Raw genomic sequence first — 20,997 nt, 5'->3', positions numbered from 1 at the left:
TGTGTATAGTCGCTGTTTTGGGCTACCATTGCGCCCGGTGCGGCAGCTCGCCCATACATTACATTATCATAATGATAAGTTAACATAGTCTGAACATACGGCGCCTTATGATTGTTTTCTCCTCGTTACAAATTCGTCGCGGCGTGCGCGTCCTGCTGGATAATGCCACCGCCACCATCAACCCCGGCCAGAAAGTGGGTCTTGTGGGTAAAAACGGCTGCGGTAAATCTACCCTGCTGGCACTGCTGAAACATGAAATCAGCGCCGACGGCGGCAGCTACACCTTTCCTGGTAACTGGCAACTGGCGTGGGTGAATCAGGAAACACCGGCGCTACCGCAACCTGCGCTGGAATATGTCATTGATGGCGACCGCGAATATCGCCAACTGGAAGCACAGTTGCATGACGCCAACGAACGTAACGACGGGCACGCCATCGCCACCATTCATGGCAAGCTGGATGCTATCGACGCGTGGAGTATTCGTTCCCGCGCCGCCAGCCTGCTGCACGGCCTCGGTTTCAGCAACGAACAACTGGAGCGCCCGGTGAGTGATTTCTCCGGTGGCTGGCGTATGCGTCTTAACCTCGCTCAGGCGCTGATTTGCCGTTCAGACTTGCTGCTGCTCGACGAACCGACGAACCACCTCGATCTCGATGCCGTTATCTGGCTGGAAAAATGGCTGAAGAGCTATCAGGGCACGCTGATCCTGATCTCCCACGACCGTGACTTCCTCGATCCAATCGTCGATAAAATTATTCATATCGAACAACAAAGCATGTTCGAGTACACCGGCAACTACAGTTCGTTTGAAGTACAGCGCGCCACCCGTCTGGCGCAGCAACAAGCGATGTATGAAAGCCAGCAGGAACGCGTGGCACATCTGCAAAGTTATATCGATCGTTTCCGTGCCAAAGCCACCAAAGCGAAGCAGGCCCAGAGCCGCATTAAGATGCTGGAGCGTATGGAGCTGATTGCCCCCGCGCACGTCGACAATCCGTTCCGCTTTAGCTTCCGCGCGCCGGAAAGCCTGCCAAATCCGTTACTGAAGATGGAAAAGGTCAGCGCAGGCTATGGCGATCGCATTATTCTCGACTCGATTAAACTGAATCTGGTCCCCGGCTCGCGCATTGGTCTGCTAGGCCGCAACGGCGCAGGTAAATCAACATTAATCAAACTGTTAGCCGGTGAACTTGCGCCTGTCAGCGGTGAAATTGGTCTGGCTAAAGGGATCAAGCTCGGCTACTTCGCCCAGCATCAACTGGAATACCTGCGCGCCGACGAATCGCCTATTCAACATCTGGCACGTTTAGCACCGCAGGAACTGGAACAAAAACTGCGTGACTACCTCGGCGGCTTTGGTTTCCAGGGCGATAAAGTGACGGAAGAAACGCGCCGCTTCTCTGGTGGGGAAAAAGCGCGCCTGGTGCTGGCTTTAATCGTCTGGCAGCGTCCGAATCTGCTGCTACTCGACGAACCGACTAACCACCTTGACCTCGACATGCGCCAGGCACTAACCGAAGCGTTAATCGAGTTTGAAGGCGCGCTGGTTGTCGTTTCGCACGACCGCCATTTACTGCGTTCCACCACTGACGATCTCTATCTGGTTCACGATCGTAAAGTCGAACCGTTCGACGGCGACCTGGAAGATTATCAACAGTGGTTAAGCAACGTACAAAAGCAGGAAAACCAGGCCGACGAAACACCCAAAGATAACGCTAACAGCGCCCAGGCACGTAAAGATCAGAAGCGTCGGGAAGCGGAGCTGCGTGCGCAAACCCAGCCACTGCGTAAAGAGATCGCCCGTCTGGAAAAAGAGATGGAGAAGTTGAACGCACAGCTGGCGCAGGCGGAAGAGAAACTCGGCGATAGCGAACTGTACGACCAGAGCCGTAAAGCAGAACTGACCGCCTGCCTGCAACAACAAGCCAGCGCCAAATCAGGGCTGGAAGAGTGCGAAATGGCGTGGCTGGAAGCCCAGGAGCAACTAGAACAGATGCTGCTGGAAGGCCAAAGCAACTGATGGCGCAGATAACGACGACCGATGCCAATGAATTCAGCAGCAGTGCTGAATTCACCCCTATGCGCGGTTTCAGCAATTGCCATCTCCAAACCATGCTGCCGCGTCTGTTTCGTCGTCAGGTGAAATTCACCCCGCACTGGCAGCGACTGGAGTTGCCCGACGGTGATTTTGTCGATCTCGCGTGGAGTGAAGATCCCGCACAGGCGCAGCATAAACCACGTCTGGTGGTCTTCCACGGTCTCGAAGGCAGCCTCAATAGCCCTTATGCGCATGGTCTGATCGAGGCAGCGCAAAAGCGCGGCTGGCTGGGCGTGGTGATGCATTTTCGCGGTTGCAGCGGTGAACCAAACCGGATGCACCGCATTTACCATTCGGGCGAAACCGAAGACGCCAGTTGGTTTTTACGCTGGCTGCAACGCGAGTTTGGTCACGCGCCAACGGCTGCCGTCGGCTATTCGCTCGGCGGTAATATGCTGGCCTGTTTGCTGGCAAAAGAAGGCAATGATCTCCCGGTTGATGCGGCGGTGATTGTCTCTGCGCCGTTTATGCTGGAAGCCTGTAGCTATCATATGGAAAAGGGCTTTTCCCGCGTTTATCAGCGTTACTTGCTGAACCTGTTAAAAGCCAATGCTGCGCGTAAGCTGGCAGCCTACCCCGGAACACTGCCGATTAATCTCGCGCAGTTAAAATCGGTACGTCGCATCCGTGAATTTGACGATCTAATCACCGCCAGAATTCACGGCTACGCTGACGCTATCGACTATTATCGTCAGTGTAGCGCCATGCCGATGCTGAACCGGATCGCCAAACCCACGCTGATTATTCACGCCAAAGACGATCCGTTTATGGATCATCAGGTGATCCCGAAACCAGAAAGTCTCCCCCCGCAGGTGGAGTATCAACTGACGGAACATGGCGGTCATGTTGGCTTTATTGGCGGTACATTACTTCATCCGCAAATGTGGCTGGAGTCACGCATTCCTGACTGGTTAACAACGTATCTGGAGGCGAAATCATGTTGATTCCGTGGCAAGACCTCTCCCCCGAAACGCTGGAAAATTTAATTGAAAGCTTTGTGTTACGTGAAGGCACCGATTATGGTGAACATGAGCGTACACTTGAACAGAAAGTCGCCGACGTCAAACGCCAGCTACAGTGCGGAGAAGCGGTGCTGGTATGGTCGGAGCTGCACGAAACGGTCAATATTATGCCGCGCAGTCAGTTTCGCGAATAGCCTGCAACCGTCGGCGGACGAGATAATAATGATAGCTAAGTCATGGAGTTACTATGTCTGCCAAACATCCGGTCATTGCAGTAACAGGGTCCAGCGGCGCGGGAACCACCACCACCAGCCTCGCGTTTCGTAAAATATTCGCGCAGTTAAATCTGCGCTCAGCCGAGGTAGAAGGCGACAGCTTTCACCGCTACACCCGCCCGGAAATGGACATGGCGATCCGCAAGGCGCGCGATGCAGGACGGCATATCAGCTACTTCGGCCCCGAAGCTAACGACTTCGGCCTGCTGGAACAAACCTTCATTGAATACGGCCAGAGCGGCAAAGGGAAATCTCGCAAATATCTGCATACCTACGACGAAGCCGTACCGTGGAATCAGGTGCCTGGTACGTTTACCCCGTGGCAGGCGCTGCCAGAACCCACCGATGTGCTGTTTTATGAAGGTTTGCACGGCGGCGTGGTCACACCACAACATAACGTCGCGCAGCATGTGGATTTACTGGTTGGTGTAGTGCCTATCGTTAACCTGGAGTGGATTCAAAAACTCATTCGCGATACCGGCGAGCGCGGGCACTCGCGAGAAGCGGTGATGGACTCGGTAGTTCGCTCAATGGAAGACTATATCAACTACATCACACCGCAGTTTTCTCGCACCCATATTAACTTCCAGCGCGTCCCCACCGTTGACACCTCAAACCCCTTCGCCGCAAAAGGCATCCCATCGCTGGATGAAAGCTTTGTGGTAATCCATTTTCGTAATCTGGAGGGAATCGATTTCCCCTGGCTGCTGGCGATGCTGCAAGGCTCGTTCATTTCCCACATCAATACATTAGTGGTGCCGGGCGGCAAAATGGGTCTGGCAATGGAGTTAATTATGCTGCCGCTGGTGCAACGACTGATGGAAGGGAAAAAAATCGAGTAACTCTGCTATTAAGCCGGATAAAATACTCTCCGGCTTCACCACGGGATAGTTAAATCACTCGGCAACCACTTCATACGAGTGAGTAATATTCACCGCTTTTTCCAGCATCAACGCGACTGAGCAATACTTCTCGGCTGAGAGATCGACCGCACGCGCAACCGCTGCGTCTTTCAGGTCACGACCGGTGACGATAAAATGCAGATTAATGTGCGTAAACAGGCGTGGTGCCTCTTCGCGGCGTTCAGAGGTCAATTTTACTTCACAATCGACCACATCCTGACGCCCTTTTTGCAGGATAGAAACCACATCAATTGCGCTACAGCCACCTGCCGCCATCAACACCATTTCCATCGGACTTGGCGCTTTATCGCCAGAGTTGCCATCCATTAAAATCTGGTGACCAGAGGCGGACTCGCCCAGAAAGGTTAACCCTTCGACCCACTTCACTCGCGCTTGCATTTTTGCTACTCCACTGCGTCAATTTTCCTGACAGAGTACGCGTACTGACCAAATCGCGCAACGGAAGGCGACCTGGGTCATGCTGAAGCGAGACACCAGGAGACACAACGCGAAAGCTATGCTAAAACAGTCAGGATGCTACAGTAATACATTGATGTACTGCATGTATGTAAAGGACGTCACATTACCGTGCAGTTCAGTTGATAGCCCCTTCCCAGGTAGCGGGAAGCACATTTCGGCAATCCAGAGACAGCGGCGTTTTCTGGCTCTGGAGAAAGCTTATAACAGAGGATAACCGCGCATGGTGCTTGGCAAACCGCAAACAGACCCGACTCTCGAATGGTTCTTGTCTCATTGCCACATTCATAAGTACCCATCCAAGAGCACGCTTATTCACCAGGGTGAAAAAGCGGAAACGCTGTACTACATCGTTAAAGGCTCTGTGGCAGTGCTGATCAAAGACGAGGAGGGTAAAGAAATGATCCTCTCTTATCTGAATCAGGGTGATTTCATTGGCGAACTGGGCCTGTTTGAAGAAGGCCAGGAACGTAGCGCATGGGTACGTGCGAAAACCGCCTGTGAAGTGGCTGAAATTTCCTACAAAAAATTCCGCCAATTAATTCAGGTAAACCCGGATATTCTGATGCGTCTCTCCGCACAGATGGCGCGTCGTCTGCAAGTCACTTCAGAGAAAGTGGGTAACCTGGCGTTCCTCGATGTAACGGGTCGCATTGCACAGACTCTGCTGAATCTGGCAAAACAACCGGATGCCATGACTCACCCTGACGGTATGCAAATCAAAATTACCCGTCAGGAAATCGGTCAGATTGTTGGCTGTTCTCGTGAAACCGTGGGGCGCATTCTGAAGATGCTGGAAGATCAGAACCTGATCTCCGCACACGGTAAAACCATCGTCGTTTACGGCACTCGTTAATCCCGTCGGAGTGGCGCGTTACTGAGTAGCGCGCCATTTTGTTTAACCCGATGTGGCGCAGACTGATTTATCATCCCGATATCAACTATGCACTACGACAAACGCTGGTGCTATGTTTGCCCGTGGCCGTTGGTCTATTGCTTGGCGAATTAAGACTCGGGCTGCTCTTTTCCCTCGTCCCCGCCTGTTGCAATATTGCGGGGCTTGATACTCCCCATAAACGTTTTTTCAAACGTTTAATTATTGGTGCGTCGCTGTTTGCCACCTGCAGCTTGCTAACACAACTACTGCTGGAAAAAGATATCCCCCTGCCATTTCTGCTGACGGGGTTAACGTTGATACTTGGCGTTACTGCCGAGTTAGGGCCATTACACGCAAAATTACTTCCCGCATCACTGCTGGCAGCTATTTTTACCTTAAGTCTGGCGGGATACATGCCCGTCTGGGAACCATTGCTCATCTATGCGTTAGGTACACTCTGGTATGGGCTGTTTAACTGGTTTTGGTTCTGGCTCTGGCGCGAACAACCGCTACGCGAGTCCCTTAGCCTGCTGTACCGTGAACTGGCAGATTATTGCGAAGCCAAATACAGCCTGCTTACCCAGCACACCGATCCTGAAAAAGCGTTGCCACCGCTGCTGGAACGCCAGCAAAAAGCGGTCGATTTAATTACCCAGTGCTATCAGCAAATGCATATGCTTTCCGCGCAAAATAATACCGATTACAAGCGGATGCTGCGCATTTTCCAGGAGGCGCTGGATTTACAGGAACACATTTCGGTCAGTTTGCATCAGCCGGAAGAGGTGCAAAAGCTGGTCGAGCGTAGCCATGCGGAGGAAGTTATCCGCTGGAATGCGCAAACCGTCGCCGCTCGCCTGCGCGTGCTGGCTGATGACATTCTTTATCATCGCCTGCCGACGCGTTTTACGATGGAAAAGCAAATTGGCGCACTGGAAAAAATCGCCCGCCAACATCCGGATAACCCTGTGGGGCAATTCTGCTACTGGCATTTCAGCCGCATCGCCCGCGTGCTGCGAACGCAAAAACCACTCTATGCCCGTGACTTACTGGCAGATAAACAGCGCCGAATGCCGTTACTCCCGGCGCTGAAAAGCTATCTTTCCCTGAAATCGCCAGCACTGCGTAATGCCGGACGACTGAGTGTGATGTTAAGCATTGCCAGTCTGATGGGCACCGCGCTGCATCTGCCGAAATCCTATTGGATACTAATGACGGTATTGCTGGTGACGCAAAATGGTTATGGCGCTACTCGCCTGCGGATTGTGAATCGTTCTGTGGGAACCGTGGTTGGATTAATTATTGCAGGCGTTGCGCTGCACTTTAAAATCCCTGAGGGTTACACCCTGACGCTGATGCTTTTCACCACGCTCGCCAGTTACCTGATATTGCGCAAAAACTACGGCTGGGCGACGGTCGGTTTTACCATTACCGCTGTATATACCCTGCAACTGTTATGGCTGAATGGTGAGCAGTACATCATCCCCCGTCTTATCGATACTATCATCGGCTGTCTGATTGCCTTCGGCGGCACAGTTTGGCTGTGGCCGCAATGGCAGAGCGGCTTATTGCGCAAGAACGCCCATGATGCCTTAGAAACTTACCAGGAGGCCATTCGTCTGATCCTCAGTAAAGATCCGCAACCTACGCCACTAGCCTGGCAACGAATGCGGGTTAATCAGGCGCATAACACCTTGTATAACTCATTGAACCAGGCGATGCAGGAACCGGCGTTTAACAGCCATTATCTGGCAGATATGAAACTGTGGGTAACGCATAGTCAGTTTATTGTTGAGCATATTAATGCCATGACCACGCTGGCGCGGGAGCACCGGACATTACCGCCGGAACTGGCGCAGGAATATTTGCAGTCTTGTGAAATCGCTATTCAACGCTGTCAGCAGCGCCTGGAATATGATGAACCGGGTAGTTCTGGTGACGCCAATATCATAGACTCGCCAGAGATGCTGCCACACGAAGGCGCGTCTGGCACGCTGGAGCAGCATTTACAACGCGTTATTGGCCATCTGAATACAATGCACACCATTTCGTCGATGGCATGGCGGCAGCGACCGCATCACGGGATTTGGCTGAGTCGCAAGTTGCGGGATTCGAAGGCGTAATATCATCATTGCCAGAAGCAAACCGTAGGTCGGATAAGGCGTTTACGCCGCATCCGACATGCTTTGCCTGATGCGACGATGACACGTCTTATTACGCCCCAACCACCTTCGCCACCGCGCGGGCAAAACGCTGCATCCCTTCATCGATATCCGCATTTTCCACCACCAGCGATGGTGCAAAACGCATCACATCTGTCCCGGCGTTCAGCACCATTACGCCAGCCTCTGCGCCCGCATAAAGGAAATCGCGCGCCCGACCTTTGTACTGTGACTTAAGCTCGGCGCCAATCAACAACCCCATACCGCGAAGATCGCCAAACACATCGTACTGCTGATCTATCTTCTGCAAATGATCAACAAAACGCTGGCGTTTCGCCTGAATGCCTTCCAGCACTTCAGAGGTATTGATGATATCAAAGGCCGCGCCCGCAACCGCACAGGCCAGCGGGTTACCGCCGTAAGTGGAACCGTGAGAACCAGGATGAAACGCAGAAGCAATCTCCGCCGTGGTCAGCATGGCGCTAATCGGGAAGCCGCCGCCTAACGCTTTCGCTGAGGTCAAAATATCCGGCGTCACGCCGTAGTGCATATAGGCAAACAGATCACCGGTGCGCCCCATCCCGCACTGCACTTCATCAAACACCAATAATGCCTGATGCTGATCGCACAGCTCACGCAAGCCCCGCAAAAACTCTGGCGTCGCCGCCGTCACGCCGCCCTCGCCCTGAATCGGCTCAACAACTACCGCGCAGGTGTGATCATCCATCACTGCTTTCACTGCGTGGAGATCGTTAAAGGGAACGTGGATGATGTCTGCCGGCTTTGGCCCAAAGCCGTCGGAATATTTCGGCTGCCCGCCTACCGAGACGGTAAACAGCGAGCGTCCATGAAAGGCGTTATGGAAGGCAATAATTTTGGTTTTGAACGGGCTATGGCGCACGCAAGCGTAATGACGTGCCAGTTTAAAGGCGGTTTCGTTGGCTTCCGTCCCGGAGTTCATAAACACCACGCGTTCGGCAAAGGTTGCCTCGATCAGCTTACGCCCGAGACGCAGCGCCGGTTCATTGGTGAAAACATTGCTGATATGCCATAGCGTTTCCCCCTGGGTTTTTAACGCTTCCACCAGCGCCGGATGGCAATGGCCTAATGCCGTAACCGCAATGCCACCCGCGAAATCGACGTACTCCTTGCCCTGTTGATCCCAGACTCGGCTGCCCTGACCTTTTACCGGAATAAACTCTGCCGGTGCATAAATCGGCAGGATCACTTCATCGAAAGTCGCGCGTGTAATTGCTGTTTGTTCAGTTGCCATCTCATGATCACCCTGTTACGCATAAACCAATGTGAAATTATAATCACAAAATATGCATAAAAAATCACTAAATGGCAATCAGAAATCAGCGATGCAGGAAATTAGCCAGCAGTTGATGCCCTTGTTCGCTGAGAATACTTTCCGGATGGAACTGCACCCCTTCCAGATCCCACTGGCGATGGCGAATCCCCATAATCTCGCGGGTTTCACTCCAGGCAGTCACTTCAAAACACGCTGGTAATGAGCCAGGTTCCACCACCAGCGAATGGTAGCGTGTCACGGTAAGTGGATTTGCCAACCCCCGAAATACGCCCTCACCGTTATGTGTAATCGGCGAGGTTTTGCCGTGCATAACCTTTGCGGCGCGCACAACTTTGCCGCCAAATGCCTGTGCCATTGCCTGATGACCGAGGCAGACGCCAAGAATCGGCAAGCGCCCGACGTAGTGGCGAATAACCTCAAGGGAGATCCCGGCTTCATCGGGCGTACAGGGGCCTGGCGAGATGACAATTTTCTGCGGCTTTAGGGCGTCGATATCCGCCAGCGTCAACGCATCGTTGCGCTTAACCAGCACATCCGCCCCCAGTTCACAAAAGTACTGGTAGAGGTTCCAGGTGAAAGAATCGTAGTTATCAATAAGCAGGATCATGGCGGCTCCGGTACGAAAGAACCGCGCTATTTTACTCAGATTCCCCGGCTTCGCTTACCACTTTGCTAAATATCGTCTGCAGCGCAGAGAGATCGCCCATAGCCCCACTCTGATTAGCCTGATTCCAGGTCTCTTTTTCGATACCCTGCCAGCTCAGTTGATAACTCGCATGAATCGCCAGTTGCTCGAAGAAGATCCGCTGTGCCAGACCACTTCCTGCACGGAATGGATGCAGGACATTGATTTCACAATAGTAGTGCGCCAGCCGCTCGACGAACTTCGCTTTCTCAAGACCGACCAGATAACCTTCTTCCTCCAGATCCTGCATCAGGGCATTGCCCTCTTTTTCAATATAGGCAAAGTGGCAGAACGGTGTATCTCCCTGATAAATATCGACTTCACGCAGTTGCCCCGCCCAGTCGAAAATATCCTGATACAGCTGGCGATGAATAGCACGCAAATGCGGTAAACCACGCACCAATGGACCAAGCTCAATGGTCGCGGCACGCAGCGCCGTCATTTCGTAAGCCGCCTGCTCCAGCCGCTGCTGTTGGCGGATATCCAGCCGATTACGCATGATATCGAGGCCAGGATAGAGATACGGGTCGCGCCCTTCGCCGAATTTATCGCTCATAGTGCCTCCTTAGCTCTTCAAGGCGCACCAAAGCCTCAGCGGCAGTCAGTGTCACCAAAGGGATCTCAACACCTTCGAGACGACGGCTGGCCTGAAAATTACGATTACGCTGAAGCTCCCAGAGGCGGGACTTTTGCTTATCGGTGAGTTTCTTCACTTAATGCCTCCCTGAACGTGTCCGTTTGCCACAAGTATAAGCGGCAAATCCGGGTTACGCCGGAAGAGCAGAAGCGCGGGCAAGATTGCCCGCGCGAGAAATCGTTACGGCAGGACTTTAGCAGAAAGGATAACTACTGGCTTTGACGGCACATTCTGGTATGGACCAACGTCATGAGTCGGCACCTGGGAAATCTTATCGGCAACGTCCATACCTTTCACCACTTTACCAAAGACGGCGTAGCCGAAATCACGCTGACCGTGGTCGAGGAAGGCATTGTCGGCCACGTTGATAAAGAACTGACTGGTTGCGCTGTCTTTGTCCGCAGTACGCGCCATAGCAATAGTGCCGCGCGTATTGCGCAGACCGTTATCAGCTTCATTTTTGATTGGCGGATTTGGTTTTTTCTGCTGCATCTGCTCGGTAAATCCACCGCCCTGAATCATAAAGCCAGGGATAACGCGGTGAAAGGTGGTGTTGTTATAAAAACCACTGTTCACATAATCGACAAAGTTTTGCACTGATACCGGTGCTTTCTGGCTATCCAGCTCCAGTTCGATATTACCAGCAGAGGTTGTTAACAATACGTGCGGATCCCCTTTCGCTGCCATTGCTACGGGTGAGAGAGCAGAAAGAGCGAAAACAGCTACGAAAGCTGCCAGGGTCGATTTGAACATGAGATTTCCTTAACAGAGCAGAGAAAAAGCAAGTGGAGAGATTCTAAATAGCCTTCAATGACAAGGCCATTCCTTTACCTAATTTTACGTACTTGAAATATATGTAACCTGATGATCACTTTTATTTTGTGATCAGAATCACTTTAAATATTGCAAATTAGCAACCGTTTGCAATTAAATATTTAATCAGATCACAAAATCACCTAAAATCCCCCGCTCGCAGCATATCCACTATGCCATTTTATCTTTTAACGCAGGCCAATCATGACTAACAGCAATCGCATCAAGCTCACATGGATTAGCTTTCTTTCCTACGCACTGACCGGTGCGTTGGTTATTGTCACCGGGATGGTGATGGGAAATATCGCCGATTATTTCAATCTGCCTGTTTCCAGTATGAGTAACACCTTCACCTTCCTCAATGCCGGCATTTTAATCTCTATCTTCCTCAACGCCTGGCTGATGGAAATTGTCCCGCTGAAAACGCAGTTACGTTTTGGCTTTCTCCTGATGGTGCTGGCGGTTGCCGGTTTGATGTTCAGCCACAGCCTGGCGCTGTTCTCGGCGGCGATGTTCATCCTCGGGGTGGTCAGCGGTATCACCATGTCGATTGGTACATTCCTGGTAACGCAAATGTATGAAGGGCGCCAGCGCGGTTCCCGTCTGCTGTTTACCGACTCCTTCTTCAGTATGGCAGGGATGATTTTCCCGATGATCGCCGCATTTCTGCTGGCGCGCAGCATTGAGTGGTACTGGGTTTATGCCTGCATCGGGCTTGTGTACGTCGCTATTTTTATTCTGACCTTCGGCTGTGAGTTCCCGGCGCTGGGCAAACATGCGCCAAAAGCTGACGCTCCGGTAGCGAAAGAAAAGTGGGGGATCGGCGTGCTGTTTCTCTCGATTGCTGCGCTGTGCTACATCCTCGGTCAGTTAGGTTTTATCTCCTGGGTGCCAGAGTACGCCAAAGGTCTGGGCATGAGCCTGAACGATGCGGGTACGCTGGTGAGCAACTTCTGGATGTCGTACATGGTCGGCATGTGGGCGTTCAGCTTTATTCTGCGTTTCTTTGACCTGCAACGTATTCTGACCGTGCTGGCAGGCCTGGCTGCGATTCTGATGTATGTCTTTAACACCGGAACACCAGCGCATATGGCGTGGTCTATTCTTGCTCTGGGCTTCTTCTCCAGCGCAATCTATACCACCATCATCACTCTGGGTTCCCAGCAGACAAAAGTGCCGTCGCCAAAACTGGTTAACTTCGTACTCACCTGTGGAACCATCGGCACCATGCTGACCTTTGTGGTTACTGGCCCGATCGTAGAGCATAGCGGTCCACAGGCGGCGCTGCTCACTGCAAACGGTCTGTACGCTGTGGTATTCGTGATGTGCTTCCTGTTAGGTTTTGTCAGCCGTCACCGTCAGCACAACACCCTGACCTCTCATTAATTGCCAATGCCGGGCGGCACTTTTGCCGTCCGGCTTTTTCCTCTCATCTCCCGCAACGAGCCTTCATCTCTATAAATGCTTTTATTTTGTCTGTTTTTTGCACAAACATGAAATGTCAGACAATTCCGTGACTTAAGAATATTTATACAAATCAGCAATATACCTCTTAAGGAGTATATAAAGATGAATTTGATTTGCATCAATAAGTGGGGTTGCTGAATCGTTAAGGTAGGCGGTAATAGAAAAGAAATCGAGGCAAAAATGAGCAAAGTCAGACTCGCAATTATCGGTAACGGTATGGTCGGCCATCGCTTTATCGAAGATCTTCTTGATAAATCTGATGCGGCCAACTTTGATATTACCGTTTTCTGTGAAGAACCGCGCATCGCTTATGACCGCGTACACCTCTCGTCTTACTTCTCTCACCACACCGCCGAAGAGCTGTCGCTGGTGCGCGAAGGCTTTTACGAGAAACACGGCATCAAAGTTCTGGTCGGCGAACGCGCTATCACCATCAACCGTCAGGAAAAGGTGATCCACTCCAGCGCCGGGCGTACCGTTTATTATGACAAGCTGATCATGGCGACCGGTTCCTACCCGTGGATCCCGCCGATCAAAGGTTCTGATACTCAGGACTGCTTTGTTTATCGCACCATTGAAGACCTCAACGCCATTGAATCCTGCGCCCGTCGCAGCAAGCGCGGTGCCGTTGTTGGCGGAGGCCTGTTAGGTCTGGAAGCCGCTGGCGCACTGAAAAACTTAGGCATTGAAACCCACGTTATCGAATTTGCCCCGATGCTAATGGCGGAACAGCTTGATCAGATGGGCGGCGAGCAGCTACGTCGCAAAATCGAAAGCATGGGCGTACGCGTTCACACCAGCAAAAATACCCTTGAGATTGTGCAGGAAGGTGTTGAAGCGCGTAAAACTATGCGTTTTGCCGACGGTAGCGAGCTGGAAGTTGACTTTATCGTCTTCTCTACCGGTATCCGTCCGCGCGATAAGCTGGCAACCCAGTGTGGTCTGGACGTTGCTCCGCGTGGGGGTATCGTAATCAATGATTCCTGCCAGACTTCCGATCCGGATATATACGCCATCGGTGAATGCGCAAGCTGGAACAACCGTGTATTTGGTCTGGTAGCACCAGGCTACAAAATGGCGCAGGTCGCCGTTGACCACATTCTCGGTAGCGAAAACGCCTTTGAAGGCGCTGACCTTAGCGCCAAGCTGAAACTGCTGGGCGTGGACGTTGGCGGTATTGGCGATGCGCATGGTCGTACACCAGGCGCGCGTAGCTATGTTTACCTCGACGAAAGCAAAGAGATCTACAAACGCCTGGTTGTCAGCGAAGACAACAAAACCCTGCTCGGTGCGGTACTGGTGGGCGATACCAGCGATTACGGCAACCTGCTGCAACTGGTGCTGAACGCTATCGAACTGCCAGAAAACCCGGATTCCCTGATCCTGCCAGCGCACTCCGGTAGCGGTAAGCCATCTATCGGTGTAGATAAACTGCCGGACAGCGCACAAATCTGCTCCTGCTTCGACGTCACCAAAGGCGACCTGATTGCTGCTATCAACAAAGGCTGCCACACCGTTGCGGCGCTGAAAGCCGAAACCAAAGCCGGTACTGGCTGCGGCGGCTGTATCCCACTGGTCACTCAGGTACTGAATGCGGAACTGGCGAAACAGGGTATCGAAGTTAACAACAACCTGTGCGAACACTTTGCTTATTCGCGTCAGGAACTGTTCCATTTGATCCGCGTTGAAGGCATTAAAACCTTCGAAGAACTGCTGGCGAAACACGGCAAAGGCTACGGTTGTGAAGTTTGTAAACCGACCGTAGGCTCGCTGCTGGCCTCCTGCTGGAACGAATACATTCTGAAGCCGGAACATACTCCGCTGCAGGATTCTAACGACAATTTCCTCGCTAACATCCAGAAAGACGGCACCTACTCGGTGATCCCGCGATCTCCGGGCGGTGAAATCACCCCGGAAGGACTGATGGCAGTGGGTCGTATCGCGCGTGAATTTAATCTCTACACCAAAATCACCGGCTCCCAGCGTCTGGCAATGTTTGGCGCACAGAAAGACGATCTGCCGGAGATCTGGCGTCAGCTGATTGAAGCAGGCTTCGAAACCGGTCATGCCTATGCGAAAGCACTGCGTATGGCGAAAACCTGCGTGGGTAGCACCTGGTGCCGCTACGGCGTTGGCGACAGCGTGGGTCTCGGCGTGGAACTGGAAAACCGCTACAAAGGCATCCGTACGCCGCACAAAATGAAGTTCGGTGTCTCCGGCTGTACCCGTGAATGTTCAGAAGCTCAGGGTAAAGACGTGGGTATTATCGCCACCGAAAAAGGCTGGAACCTGTATGTTTGCGGTAACGGCGGCATGAAACCGCGTCATGCGGATCTGCTGGCGGCGGATATCGATCGCGAAACGCTGATCAAATATCTCGACCGTTTCATGATGTTCTACATCCGCACCGCCGACAAACTGACGCGTACCGCGCCGTGGTTAGAAAACCTCGAAGGCGGTATTGATTACCTGAAAGCGGTGATCATTGACGACAAACTGGGGCTGAATGCACATCTGGAAGAAGAGATGGCGCGCCTGCGTGAAGCGGTAGTGTGTGAGTGGACTGAAACGGTCAATACGCCGTCTGCGCAGACTCGCTTCAAACACTTCATCAACAGCGATAAGCGTGACCCGAACGTGCAGATGGTGCCAGAGCGCGAACAGCACCGTCCGGCAACGCCGTATGAACGTATCCCGGTAACTCTGGTGGAGGACAACGCATGAGCCAGTGGAAAGACATCTGCAAAATCGATGACATCCTGCCTGAAACCGGCGTCTGCGCGCTGTTAGGTGACGAGCAGGTAGCCATTTTCCGCCCGTATCACAGCGACCAGGTGTTTGCGATCAGCAACATCGATCCGTTCTTCGAATCCAGCGTGCTGTCACGCGGGCTGATTGCGGAACACCAGGGCGAGCTGTGGGTTGCCAGTCCACTGAAAAAACAGCGTTTTCGCTTAAGCGACGGTTTGTGCATGGAAGACGAACAGTTTTCCGTCAAGCATTACGAAGCGCGAGTGAAAGACGGCGTGGTACAACTGCGCGGTTAATGTTTTAACGGGAGGCGCAATGCCTCCCCTTTTTGCATGGTCCTGTAATAACCTTCGGTATATTGCAGGACATTTTTTAAACTTTTTGTTTTATTTTTTGTTTTTATTTTTTAAAGGATAATCAAATGTTTACAGACACTATTAATAAGTGTGCGGCTAACGCTGCGCGCATTGCACGCCTGTCGGCAAATAACCCGCTCGGCTTCTGGGTCAGCTCCGCAATGGCGGGCGCGTATGTGGGTCTTGGGATCATCCTGATTTTCACGCTCGGTAATTTGCTCGATCCGTCCATACGTCCTCTGGTGATGGGCGCGACCTTTGGTATCGCCTTAACGCTGGTGATTATCGCCGGTTCTGAACTGTTCACCGGACACACCATGTTCCTCACCTTTGGGGTGAAAGCGGGCACTATCAGCCACGGGCAAATGTGGGCAATCCTGCCGCAAACCTGGCTGGGTAACCTGGTCGGTTCCGTCTTCGTTGCCATGCTTTATAGCTGGGGCGGCGGTAGCCTGCTGCCGGTAGATACCAGCATCGTTCACTCCGTCGCGCTGGCAAAAACCACTGCACCGGCAATGGTACTGTTCTTCAAAGGTGCATTGTGTAACTGGCTGGTTTGCCTGGCAATCTGGATGGCGCTGCGCACTGAAGGGGCGGCGAAATTTATCGCTATCTGGTGGTGTCTGCTGGCATTTATCGCGTCCGGCTATGAGCACTCCATCGCTAACATGACGCTGTTCGCGCTCTCCTGGTTCGGCAACCACAGCGAAGCCTACACGCTGGCGGGTATTGGTCATAACCTGCTGTGGGTGACGCTGGGTAATACTTTATCGGGCGCCGTATTCATGGGATTGGGTTATTGGTATGCTACGCCGAAAGCGAATCGTCCGGTTGCGGACAAATTTAATCAAACTGAAACGGCTGCAGGTTAATCAGTAAGGGGTTTTTACGTGGATCATTTGCCTATATTTTGCCAATTACGCGATCGCGACTGTCTGATTGTCGGCGGTGGTGATGTTGCGGAACGCAAAGCAAGGTTGCTGTTAGACGCAGGCGCTCGCTTAACGGTGAATGCATTGGCGTTTATTCCACAGTTCACCGCATGGGCAGATGCAGGCATGTTAACCCTCGTCGAAGGGCCATTTGATGAAAGCCTTCTCGACACCTGCTGGCTGGCGATTGCCGCGACGGATGATGACGCGCTTAACCAGCGCGTCAGCGAAGCCGCTGAATCTCGCCGCATCTTCTGTAACGTGGTCGATGCGCCGAAAGCCGCCAGCTTCATTATGCCGTCGATTATTGACCGCTCACCGCTAATGGTAGCGGTCTCCTCTGGCGGCACATCTCCGGTTCTGGCGCGCCTGCTGCGTGAAAAACTCGAATCACTGCTGCCGTTGCATCTGGGCCAGGTAGCGAAATATGCCGGGCAGTTACGCGGTCGGGTAAAACAAAAGTTCGCCACGATGGGCGAGCGTCGCCGTTTCTGGGAAAAATTGTTCGTTAACGACCGCCTGGCCCAGTCGCTGGCAAATAACGATCAGAAAGCCATTACTGAAACGACCGAACAGTTAATCAACGAGCCGCTCGACCATCGCGGTGAAGTGGTGCTGGTTGGCGCCGGTCCTGGCGATGCCGGGCTACTGACGCTGAAAGGTCTGCAACAAATTCAGCAGGCTGATGTGGTGGTCTACGACCGTCTGGTTTCTGACGATATTATGAATCTGGTACGCCGCGATGCTGATCGCGTTTTTGTCGGCAAACGCGCGGGATACCACTGCGTACCGCAAGAAGAGATTAACCAGATCCTGTTGCGGGAAGCGCAAAAAGGCAAACGCGTGGTGCGTCTGAAAGGCGGCGATCCGTTTATTTTCGGACGTGGTGGCGAAGAGCTGGAAACACTGTGCAACGCGGGCATTCCGTTCTCGGTGGTTCCGGGTATTACCGCAGCTTCCGGTTGCTCTGCCTATTCGGGTATTCCACTTACGCATCGCGATTATGCTCAGAGCGTACGCTTAATTACCGGACACTTAAAAACCGGTGGTGAGCTGGACTGGGAAAACCTGGCAGCAGAAAAACAGACGCTGGTGTTCTATATGGGGCTGAATCAGGCTGCGACTATTCAGCAAAAATTGATTGAATACGGAATGCCAGGCGAAATGCCAGTGGCGATTGTCGAAAACGGTACGGCAGTAACGCAACGCGTGATTGACGGTACGCTCGCACAGTTGGGCGAGTTGGCGCAGCAAATGAACAGTCCGTCTTTGATTATTATTGGCCGGGTCGTTGGTCTGCGCGACAAATTAAACTGGTTCTCAAACCATTAATTAAATAAAATTTTAATCAAGGTCGGATATTTCCGACCTTTTTTATTCACAATAATCATCATATTAATTTTTATCTTCAGCAGACATAAAACAACTTTTTAACCAATTTGTTTTTTAACAACTACCCACAGTTACAGTGGCTTACAAATATAATCGAAATATTAATAGTCCACACACTGACGTGTAATAGATATTCCTGTATTGTTTCTAACGAGCAGCTTGCTTATATTCACATAATTAATGAATATTACTCGATATATTTTACATAGGGAATGAAAATGAATAAATTTATTAAAGTAACACTGGTAGGTGCAGTACTGGCTACATTAACTGCATGTACTGGTCATATTGAAAACCGTGACAAGAACTGCTCTTACGATTACCTGCTGCACCCGGCAATTTCTATTTCTAAAATCATTGGTGGCTGCGGTCCGACTGCACAGTAATCTCTTAACATAAATCGGTTAATACCGGTTTAATTGTCTGACGCCCTCTGTTTTCATCAGAGGGCGTATTTGTTTTTACCTTGCCTTTGAAAATATCGTTCACAACATTAAACGCTGGCAATACTCTCACGCAAAATCCGCAGCACCGTCTCTTCACCACTACGATTCGGATTAATGCGAATCGCACAATGTTCTAATTGCGGATTCGCCTGGCGAAACGTTCCGGAAAGGCGATAAAAGAGCGGCGGGATCTCATATTTCGACTCCGCGCCCACCGGGTAAGGCAACGCACCGCGTTTCTGCGCTTCTTCCAGCACTCTGGTGGCAATTGGCTGATGAAACTCCACAATCAACACTTTCGACTGCGCATTGGCAATGACGGCACTTTTAACTTCCGGCACCGCGCCGCCGTTAAGTAAAGCCAGCAACCGTTCAGATACCCCCGCCTGCACCGCATGCATCACCGGCGCGAAAACCAGCCCACGCAAGACTTCCAGCGCCTGAGCGCCCTGAATCTGGCTGCCACCGGAGTAAAGCGTGGCGCGAATACGGTTAATAACGTCGGCATCGCCTACCACCGCGCCAACACCCTCTGGCCCAAACAGCTTGAAGCAGGAAAATGTCGAGACATTCGCCCCGCATTCGCACCCGATTCGCGCTACCTTCATTACCGCATAGTTATCATCGGTTAACGCAGGAACGCCAGCCGAGCGCAACGTTGCCAGCACATCCGCCAGAATGTAGCGATCCTGCGGCTGCTGGCGCGTATGCTGCACCAGCGCCACATCAGGTTGTTGCTCTTCGACGACCTGATTCAGTGCCGACAGGTTATTGAAATCAGCTGTAATAAGCGTCAGCCCCATCTGCTCAATAATGACCTGAGTCGTCGGGTAAACAGGCGCATCATGCACCAGAAGACGCTGCCCCGGTTTGAGCAAAGCCGCCAACGCCGCACGGATCGCTCCAGTCCCCGCGCCCTGTACCAGCGCCGCAGCCTGTGCGTGAAACGCATCAGCCAGCACCTGTTCCACACGCTGGGTAATGCGAGGTTGATTCAGCCCCGGCGTTAACCCTAAATCACCGCCAGTAAGAAACTCGCTGCCGGGGAAATGGCGACAAATGCTATCCACCAGCGCAAACTGCTTTTGCTGCGCTTCATTAAGCGTCAGGCTTTGCAGAGGAAACGTCTTCATAGGTGCCTTCCTTAAGCCGGAACGAACAGACCAAGCCAGTAAAGAACATTCAGCAGAATACCGGTGATCATTACTGCCACGACCGGTGCCGCCATTTTCTGTACCGGACGGCCCAGGGATTCGTTGAGGAAGTAAATGGCAACCGCGATAGAGAATCCGGTATAACCCGCCATCTTAATTGCTGCGAAAATCGAACCGACCAGCAGCGCCACTTCCATCAGCATATTCATGGCGTTACGGATGTTATCCGACGCATTACGCACTGACGGGTAGCGTCCCAGCCATTTGCCGATCGAACGAAGTAACAGGACTTCCGCCGAAATAACCACTGCGCCTAATACCGCCGCAATCATCGGATTCGGCGAGAGATAGCCCACCGCATAAACAAAGGTAAAGCCCGCAACTGCATACACGCCAGTGGCTAACGCCGTGGTGGCAATCAACGGCACAAACCCCAGTCCGCGCATAAATTCTGCCAGAGCCGCCTGGTTGATCAGCGTTTGCGATTGTTCCGGCGTTACGCCTGCGGAATATGCTTTCTCCAGTGTGAAGATCGAAACTTCGCTACCAGCAAAAATCTTCATGCTGGCAACGGCAGCAATCAATGCTCCCACGATGGCGATATACGGTAAGTTTTTGATAATCCGCGACGTGCGTTCTTCAAACACCGAAAGCCCGCTGGCATCGATGTCATTTTCATCACGATGACGCAGGTCGTGAGTTATCGCGATCCCCAGCAGCATCACCATGCCAATAAAGATTTCGATGGATTCCGGATTGAGATGCGGGAAATAGCGCACTACCACCACACGGGTCATCAGCACAACCACGGCGGCGATCAGGCTTTGCTTCCAGCCAAACTGGTAGAAAATCGCCACCAGAGGGAACAGTGCAAAAGCTGAAACCACCGGCGAGCTTAATTCCCCCAGACTGCCTAATACATCCACCGGCAGTGCGGTCAGCAGCTGGTTTACCGGCAACAGGCAGGTGAGGATCAGTACGCCCCAGATCGCGCCAAGACCAAACGCCATCAGGCTGTTTATCGCCAGTACGCCGAGGATATCGGTAGGAAGAAAAAGCAGCCATGCGTTTAGCAGCCCGGTTTTCAGGGTAAAAGAGATCCCCACCGAGGCCACAAAACCAATGCTCAGACCGAAAGCGATACTCCCCGCCTCGCGACGGTTCATATAACCTTCAATCAGTTGCGGCAGGATCGGGCGGATACCGTCATGAAAAACGGCCGCCGAGCGATGCGCCAGAAGCGATGTCATACCGGTCAGGCACGCCACCACGATAATCTGAATATACAGATCCATAGT

Annotated in this window: 20 protein-coding genes; 12 read left to right on the top strand and 8 right to left on the bottom strand. The window is 52.3% G+C overall.

Going from position 1 to position 20,997, the window contains the following annotated elements:
• The first annotated feature begins 107 nt into the window (after nt 1-107).
• From BEG40_RS10370 to BEG40_RS10355, 4 genes are read left to right on the top strand one after another with little or no spacing between them, the layout of a single operon-like run.
• The gene (locus tag BEG40_RS10370; protein WP_105285369.1) at nt 108-2,021 is read left to right on the top strand and encodes an ABC transporter ATP-binding protein; all 1,914 of its coding nucleotides are present in this window, start codon (nt 108-110) and stop codon (nt 2,019-2,021) included.
• A complete protein-coding gene (locus BEG40_RS10365; RefSeq protein ID WP_105285368.1) occupies nt 2,021-3,043 on the top strand; it encodes a hydrolase in 1,023 nt (340 codons plus the stop codon). Before BEG40_RS10370 ends, BEG40_RS10365 begins: the two co-directional genes overlap by 1 nt.
• A complete protein-coding gene (locus tag BEG40_RS10360) occupies nt 3,037-3,255 on the top strand; it encodes a YheU family protein (RefSeq protein WP_000907085.1) in 219 nt (72 codons plus the stop codon). The genes BEG40_RS10365 and BEG40_RS10360 overlap by 7 nt, the downstream gene beginning before the upstream one ends.
• 53 nt (nt 3,256-3,308) lie before the next feature.
• Entirely contained in the window at nt 3,309-4,178 is an 870-nt protein-coding gene (locus tag BEG40_RS10355; protein ID WP_001274700.1) for a phosphoribulokinase, read from the top strand.
• A 54-nt stretch (nt 4,179-4,232) separates the two neighbouring features.
• On the opposite strand, the gene BEG40_RS10350 is transcribed toward BEG40_RS10355, so the two are convergent.
• Nucleotides 4,233-4,637 (bottom strand): OsmC family protein, encoded by a 405-nt coding sequence (locus BEG40_RS10350; RefSeq protein ID WP_060773156.1) that lies wholly within the window; start codon nt 4,635-4,637, stop codon nt 4,233-4,235.
• 301 nt (nt 4,638-4,938) lie between these two features.
• Here BEG40_RS10350 and crp point away from each other — a divergent pair, with 301 nt between their 5' ends.
• Nucleotides 4,939-5,571, top strand: coding sequence for a cAMP-activated global transcriptional regulator CRP (crp, locus tag BEG40_RS10340; RefSeq protein WP_000242755.1), 633 nt, complete (start codon nt 4,939-4,941; stop codon nt 5,569-5,571).
• 50 nt (nt 5,572-5,621) lie between these two features.
• Nucleotides 5,622-7,712 (top strand): YccS/YhfK family putative transporter, encoded by a 2,091-nt coding sequence (locus BEG40_RS10335; protein WP_123058464.1) that lies wholly within the window; start codon nt 5,622-5,624, stop codon nt 7,710-7,712.
• Between the two features lie 91 nt (nt 7,713-7,803).
• Here BEG40_RS10335 and argD read toward each other — a convergent pair whose 3' ends face one another.
• From argD to ppiA, 5 genes are all read right to left on the bottom strand, one after another.
• Nucleotides 7,804-9,024: a bifunctional acetylornithine/succinyldiaminopimelate transaminase gene (argD, locus tag BEG40_RS10330; RefSeq protein ID WP_105285366.1), complete on the bottom strand. Its 1,221-nt coding sequence runs from the start codon at nt 9,022-9,024 to the stop codon at nt 7,804-7,806.
• Between the two features lie 85 nt (nt 9,025-9,109).
• Nucleotides 9,110-9,673, bottom strand: coding sequence for an aminodeoxychorismate synthase component 2 (pabA, locus tag BEG40_RS10325; protein ID WP_105285365.1), 564 nt, complete (start codon nt 9,671-9,673; stop codon nt 9,110-9,112).
• Nucleotides 9,674-9,704: 31 nt separating this feature from the next.
• Nucleotides 9,705-10,307 carry a putative adenosine monophosphate-protein transferase Fic gene (locus BEG40_RS10320; RefSeq protein ID WP_105285364.1) on the bottom strand — a complete coding sequence of 201 codons (603 nt, stop codon included), beginning with the start codon at nt 10,305-10,307 and terminating at the stop codon, nt 9,705-9,707.
• Nucleotides 10,297-10,464, bottom strand: coding sequence for a FicA/YhfG family antitoxin (ficA, locus tag BEG40_RS10315; protein ID WP_000736855.1), 168 nt, complete (start codon nt 10,462-10,464; stop codon nt 10,297-10,299). The genes BEG40_RS10320 and ficA overlap by 11 nt, the downstream gene beginning before the upstream one ends.
• 104 nt (nt 10,465-10,568) lie before the next feature.
• On the bottom strand, nt 10,569-11,141 hold the full coding sequence (gene ppiA / locus BEG40_RS10310; RefSeq protein WP_000477213.1) for a peptidylprolyl isomerase A: 573 nt from the start codon (nt 11,139-11,141) through the stop codon (nt 10,569-10,571).
• Between the two features lie 264 nt (nt 11,142-11,405).
• On the opposite strand from ppiA, the gene tsgA reads away from it, so the two are divergent.
• The 6 genes from tsgA (at nt 11,406) to BEG40_RS10275 (ending at nt 18,485) form a co-directional block, all read left to right on the top strand.
• Complete coding sequence (gene tsgA / locus BEG40_RS10305; protein WP_000185241.1) at nt 11,406-12,587, top strand: MFS transporter TsgA; 1,182 nt, start codon at nt 11,406-11,408, stop codon at nt 12,585-12,587.
• A 261-nt stretch (nt 12,588-12,848) separates the two neighbouring features.
• Complete coding sequence (nirB, locus tag BEG40_RS10295; RefSeq protein ID WP_000049233.1) at nt 12,849-15,392, top strand: NADPH-nitrite reductase large subunit; 2,544 nt, start codon at nt 12,849-12,851, stop codon at nt 15,390-15,392.
• Nucleotides 15,389-15,715, top strand: coding sequence for a nitrite reductase small subunit NirD (gene nirD, locus BEG40_RS10290; RefSeq protein WP_000084764.1), 327 nt, complete (start codon nt 15,389-15,391; stop codon nt 15,713-15,715). The genes nirB and nirD overlap by 4 nt, the downstream gene beginning before the upstream one ends.
• Nucleotides 15,716-15,840: 125 nt before the next feature.
• Complete coding sequence (gene nirC / locus BEG40_RS10285) at nt 15,841-16,647, top strand: nitrite transporter NirC (RefSeq protein ID WP_000493550.1); 807 nt, start codon at nt 15,841-15,843, stop codon at nt 16,645-16,647.
• 18 nt (nt 16,648-16,665) lie between these two features.
• The gene (gene cysG, locus BEG40_RS10280) at nt 16,666-18,039 is read left to right on the top strand and encodes a siroheme synthase CysG (protein ID WP_105285362.1); all 1,374 of its coding nucleotides are present in this window, start codon (nt 16,666-16,668) and stop codon (nt 18,037-18,039) included.
• Between the two features lie 278 nt (nt 18,040-18,317).
• Nucleotides 18,318-18,485, top strand: coding sequence for a YhfL family protein (locus BEG40_RS10275; RefSeq protein ID WP_001031838.1), 168 nt, complete (start codon nt 18,318-18,320; stop codon nt 18,483-18,485).
• A gap of 107 nt (nt 18,486-18,592) precedes the next feature.
• On the opposite strand, the gene BEG40_RS10270 is transcribed toward BEG40_RS10275, so the two are convergent.
• A complete protein-coding gene (locus BEG40_RS10270) occupies nt 18,593-19,678 on the bottom strand; it encodes an aminotransferase class I/II-fold pyridoxal phosphate-dependent enzyme (RefSeq protein WP_105285361.1) in 1,086 nt (361 codons plus the stop codon).
• Between the two features lie 11 nt (nt 19,679-19,689).
• Complete coding sequence (locus BEG40_RS10265) at nt 19,690-20,994, bottom strand: YhfT family protein (protein ID WP_000366859.1); 1,305 nt, start codon at nt 20,992-20,994, stop codon at nt 19,690-19,692.
• Nucleotides 20,995-20,997: the final 3 nt, after the last annotated feature.

This window comes from Escherichia sp. MOD1-EC5495 (assembly GCF_002965965.1).
Taxonomy (GTDB): domain Bacteria; phylum Pseudomonadota; class Gammaproteobacteria; order Enterobacterales; family Enterobacteriaceae; genus Escherichia; species Escherichia ruysiae.
The sequence above is the reverse complement of the archived record's forward strand: the minus strand, read 5'-3'. Positions and strand labels throughout refer to the sequence as shown.

Bases quoted from the DNA above. Each gene is read 5' to 3' on its own strand.
- BEG40_RS10370 (WP_105285369.1), top strand. From the start codon at position 108: ATGATTGTTTTCTCCTCGTTACAAATTCGTCGCGGCGTGCGCGTCCTG.
- BEG40_RS10365 (WP_105285368.1), top strand. From the start codon at position 2,021: ATGGCGCAGATAACGACGACCGATGCCAATGAATTCAGCAGCAGTGCT.
- BEG40_RS10360 (WP_000907085.1), top strand. From the start codon at position 3,037: ATGTTGATTCCGTGGCAAGACCTCTCCCCCGAAACGCTGGAAAATTTA.
- BEG40_RS10355 (WP_001274700.1), top strand. From the start codon at position 3,309: ATGTCTGCCAAACATCCGGTCATTGCAGTAACAGGGTCCAGCGGCGCG.
- BEG40_RS10350 (WP_060773156.1), bottom strand. From the start codon at position 4,637: ATGCAAGCGCGAGTGAAGTGGGTCGAAGGGTTAACCTTTCTGGGCGAG.
- crp (WP_000242755.1), top strand. From the start codon at position 4,939: ATGGTGCTTGGCAAACCGCAAACAGACCCGACTCTCGAATGGTTCTTG.
- BEG40_RS10335 (WP_123058464.1), top strand. From the start codon at position 5,622: ATGTGGCGCAGACTGATTTATCATCCCGATATCAACTATGCACTACGA.
- argD (WP_105285366.1), bottom strand. From the start codon at position 9,024: ATGGCAACTGAACAAACAGCAATTACACGCGCGACTTTCGATGAAGTG.
- pabA (WP_105285365.1), bottom strand. From the start codon at position 9,673: ATGATCCTGCTTATTGATAACTACGATTCTTTCACCTGGAACCTCTAC.
- BEG40_RS10320 (WP_105285364.1), bottom strand. From the start codon at position 10,307: ATGAGCGATAAATTCGGCGAAGGGCGCGACCCGTATCTCTATCCTGGC.
- ppiA (WP_000477213.1), bottom strand. From the start codon at position 11,141: ATGTTCAAATCGACCCTGGCAGCTTTCGTAGCTGTTTTCGCTCTTTCT.
- tsgA (WP_000185241.1), top strand. From the start codon at position 11,406: ATGACTAACAGCAATCGCATCAAGCTCACATGGATTAGCTTTCTTTCC.
- nirB (WP_000049233.1), top strand. From the start codon at position 12,849: ATGAGCAAAGTCAGACTCGCAATTATCGGTAACGGTATGGTCGGCCAT.
- nirD (WP_000084764.1), top strand. From the start codon at position 15,389: ATGAGCCAGTGGAAAGACATCTGCAAAATCGATGACATCCTGCCTGAA.
- nirC (WP_000493550.1), top strand. From the start codon at position 15,841: ATGTTTACAGACACTATTAATAAGTGTGCGGCTAACGCTGCGCGCATT.
- BEG40_RS10275 (WP_001031838.1), top strand. From the start codon at position 18,318: ATGAATAAATTTATTAAAGTAACACTGGTAGGTGCAGTACTGGCTACA.
- BEG40_RS10270 (WP_105285361.1), bottom strand. From the start codon at position 19,678: ATGAAGACGTTTCCTCTGCAAAGCCTGACGCTTAATGAAGCGCAGCAA.
- BEG40_RS10265 (WP_000366859.1), bottom strand. From the start codon at position 20,994: ATGGATCTGTATATTCAGATTATCGTGGTGGCGTGCCTGACCGGTATG.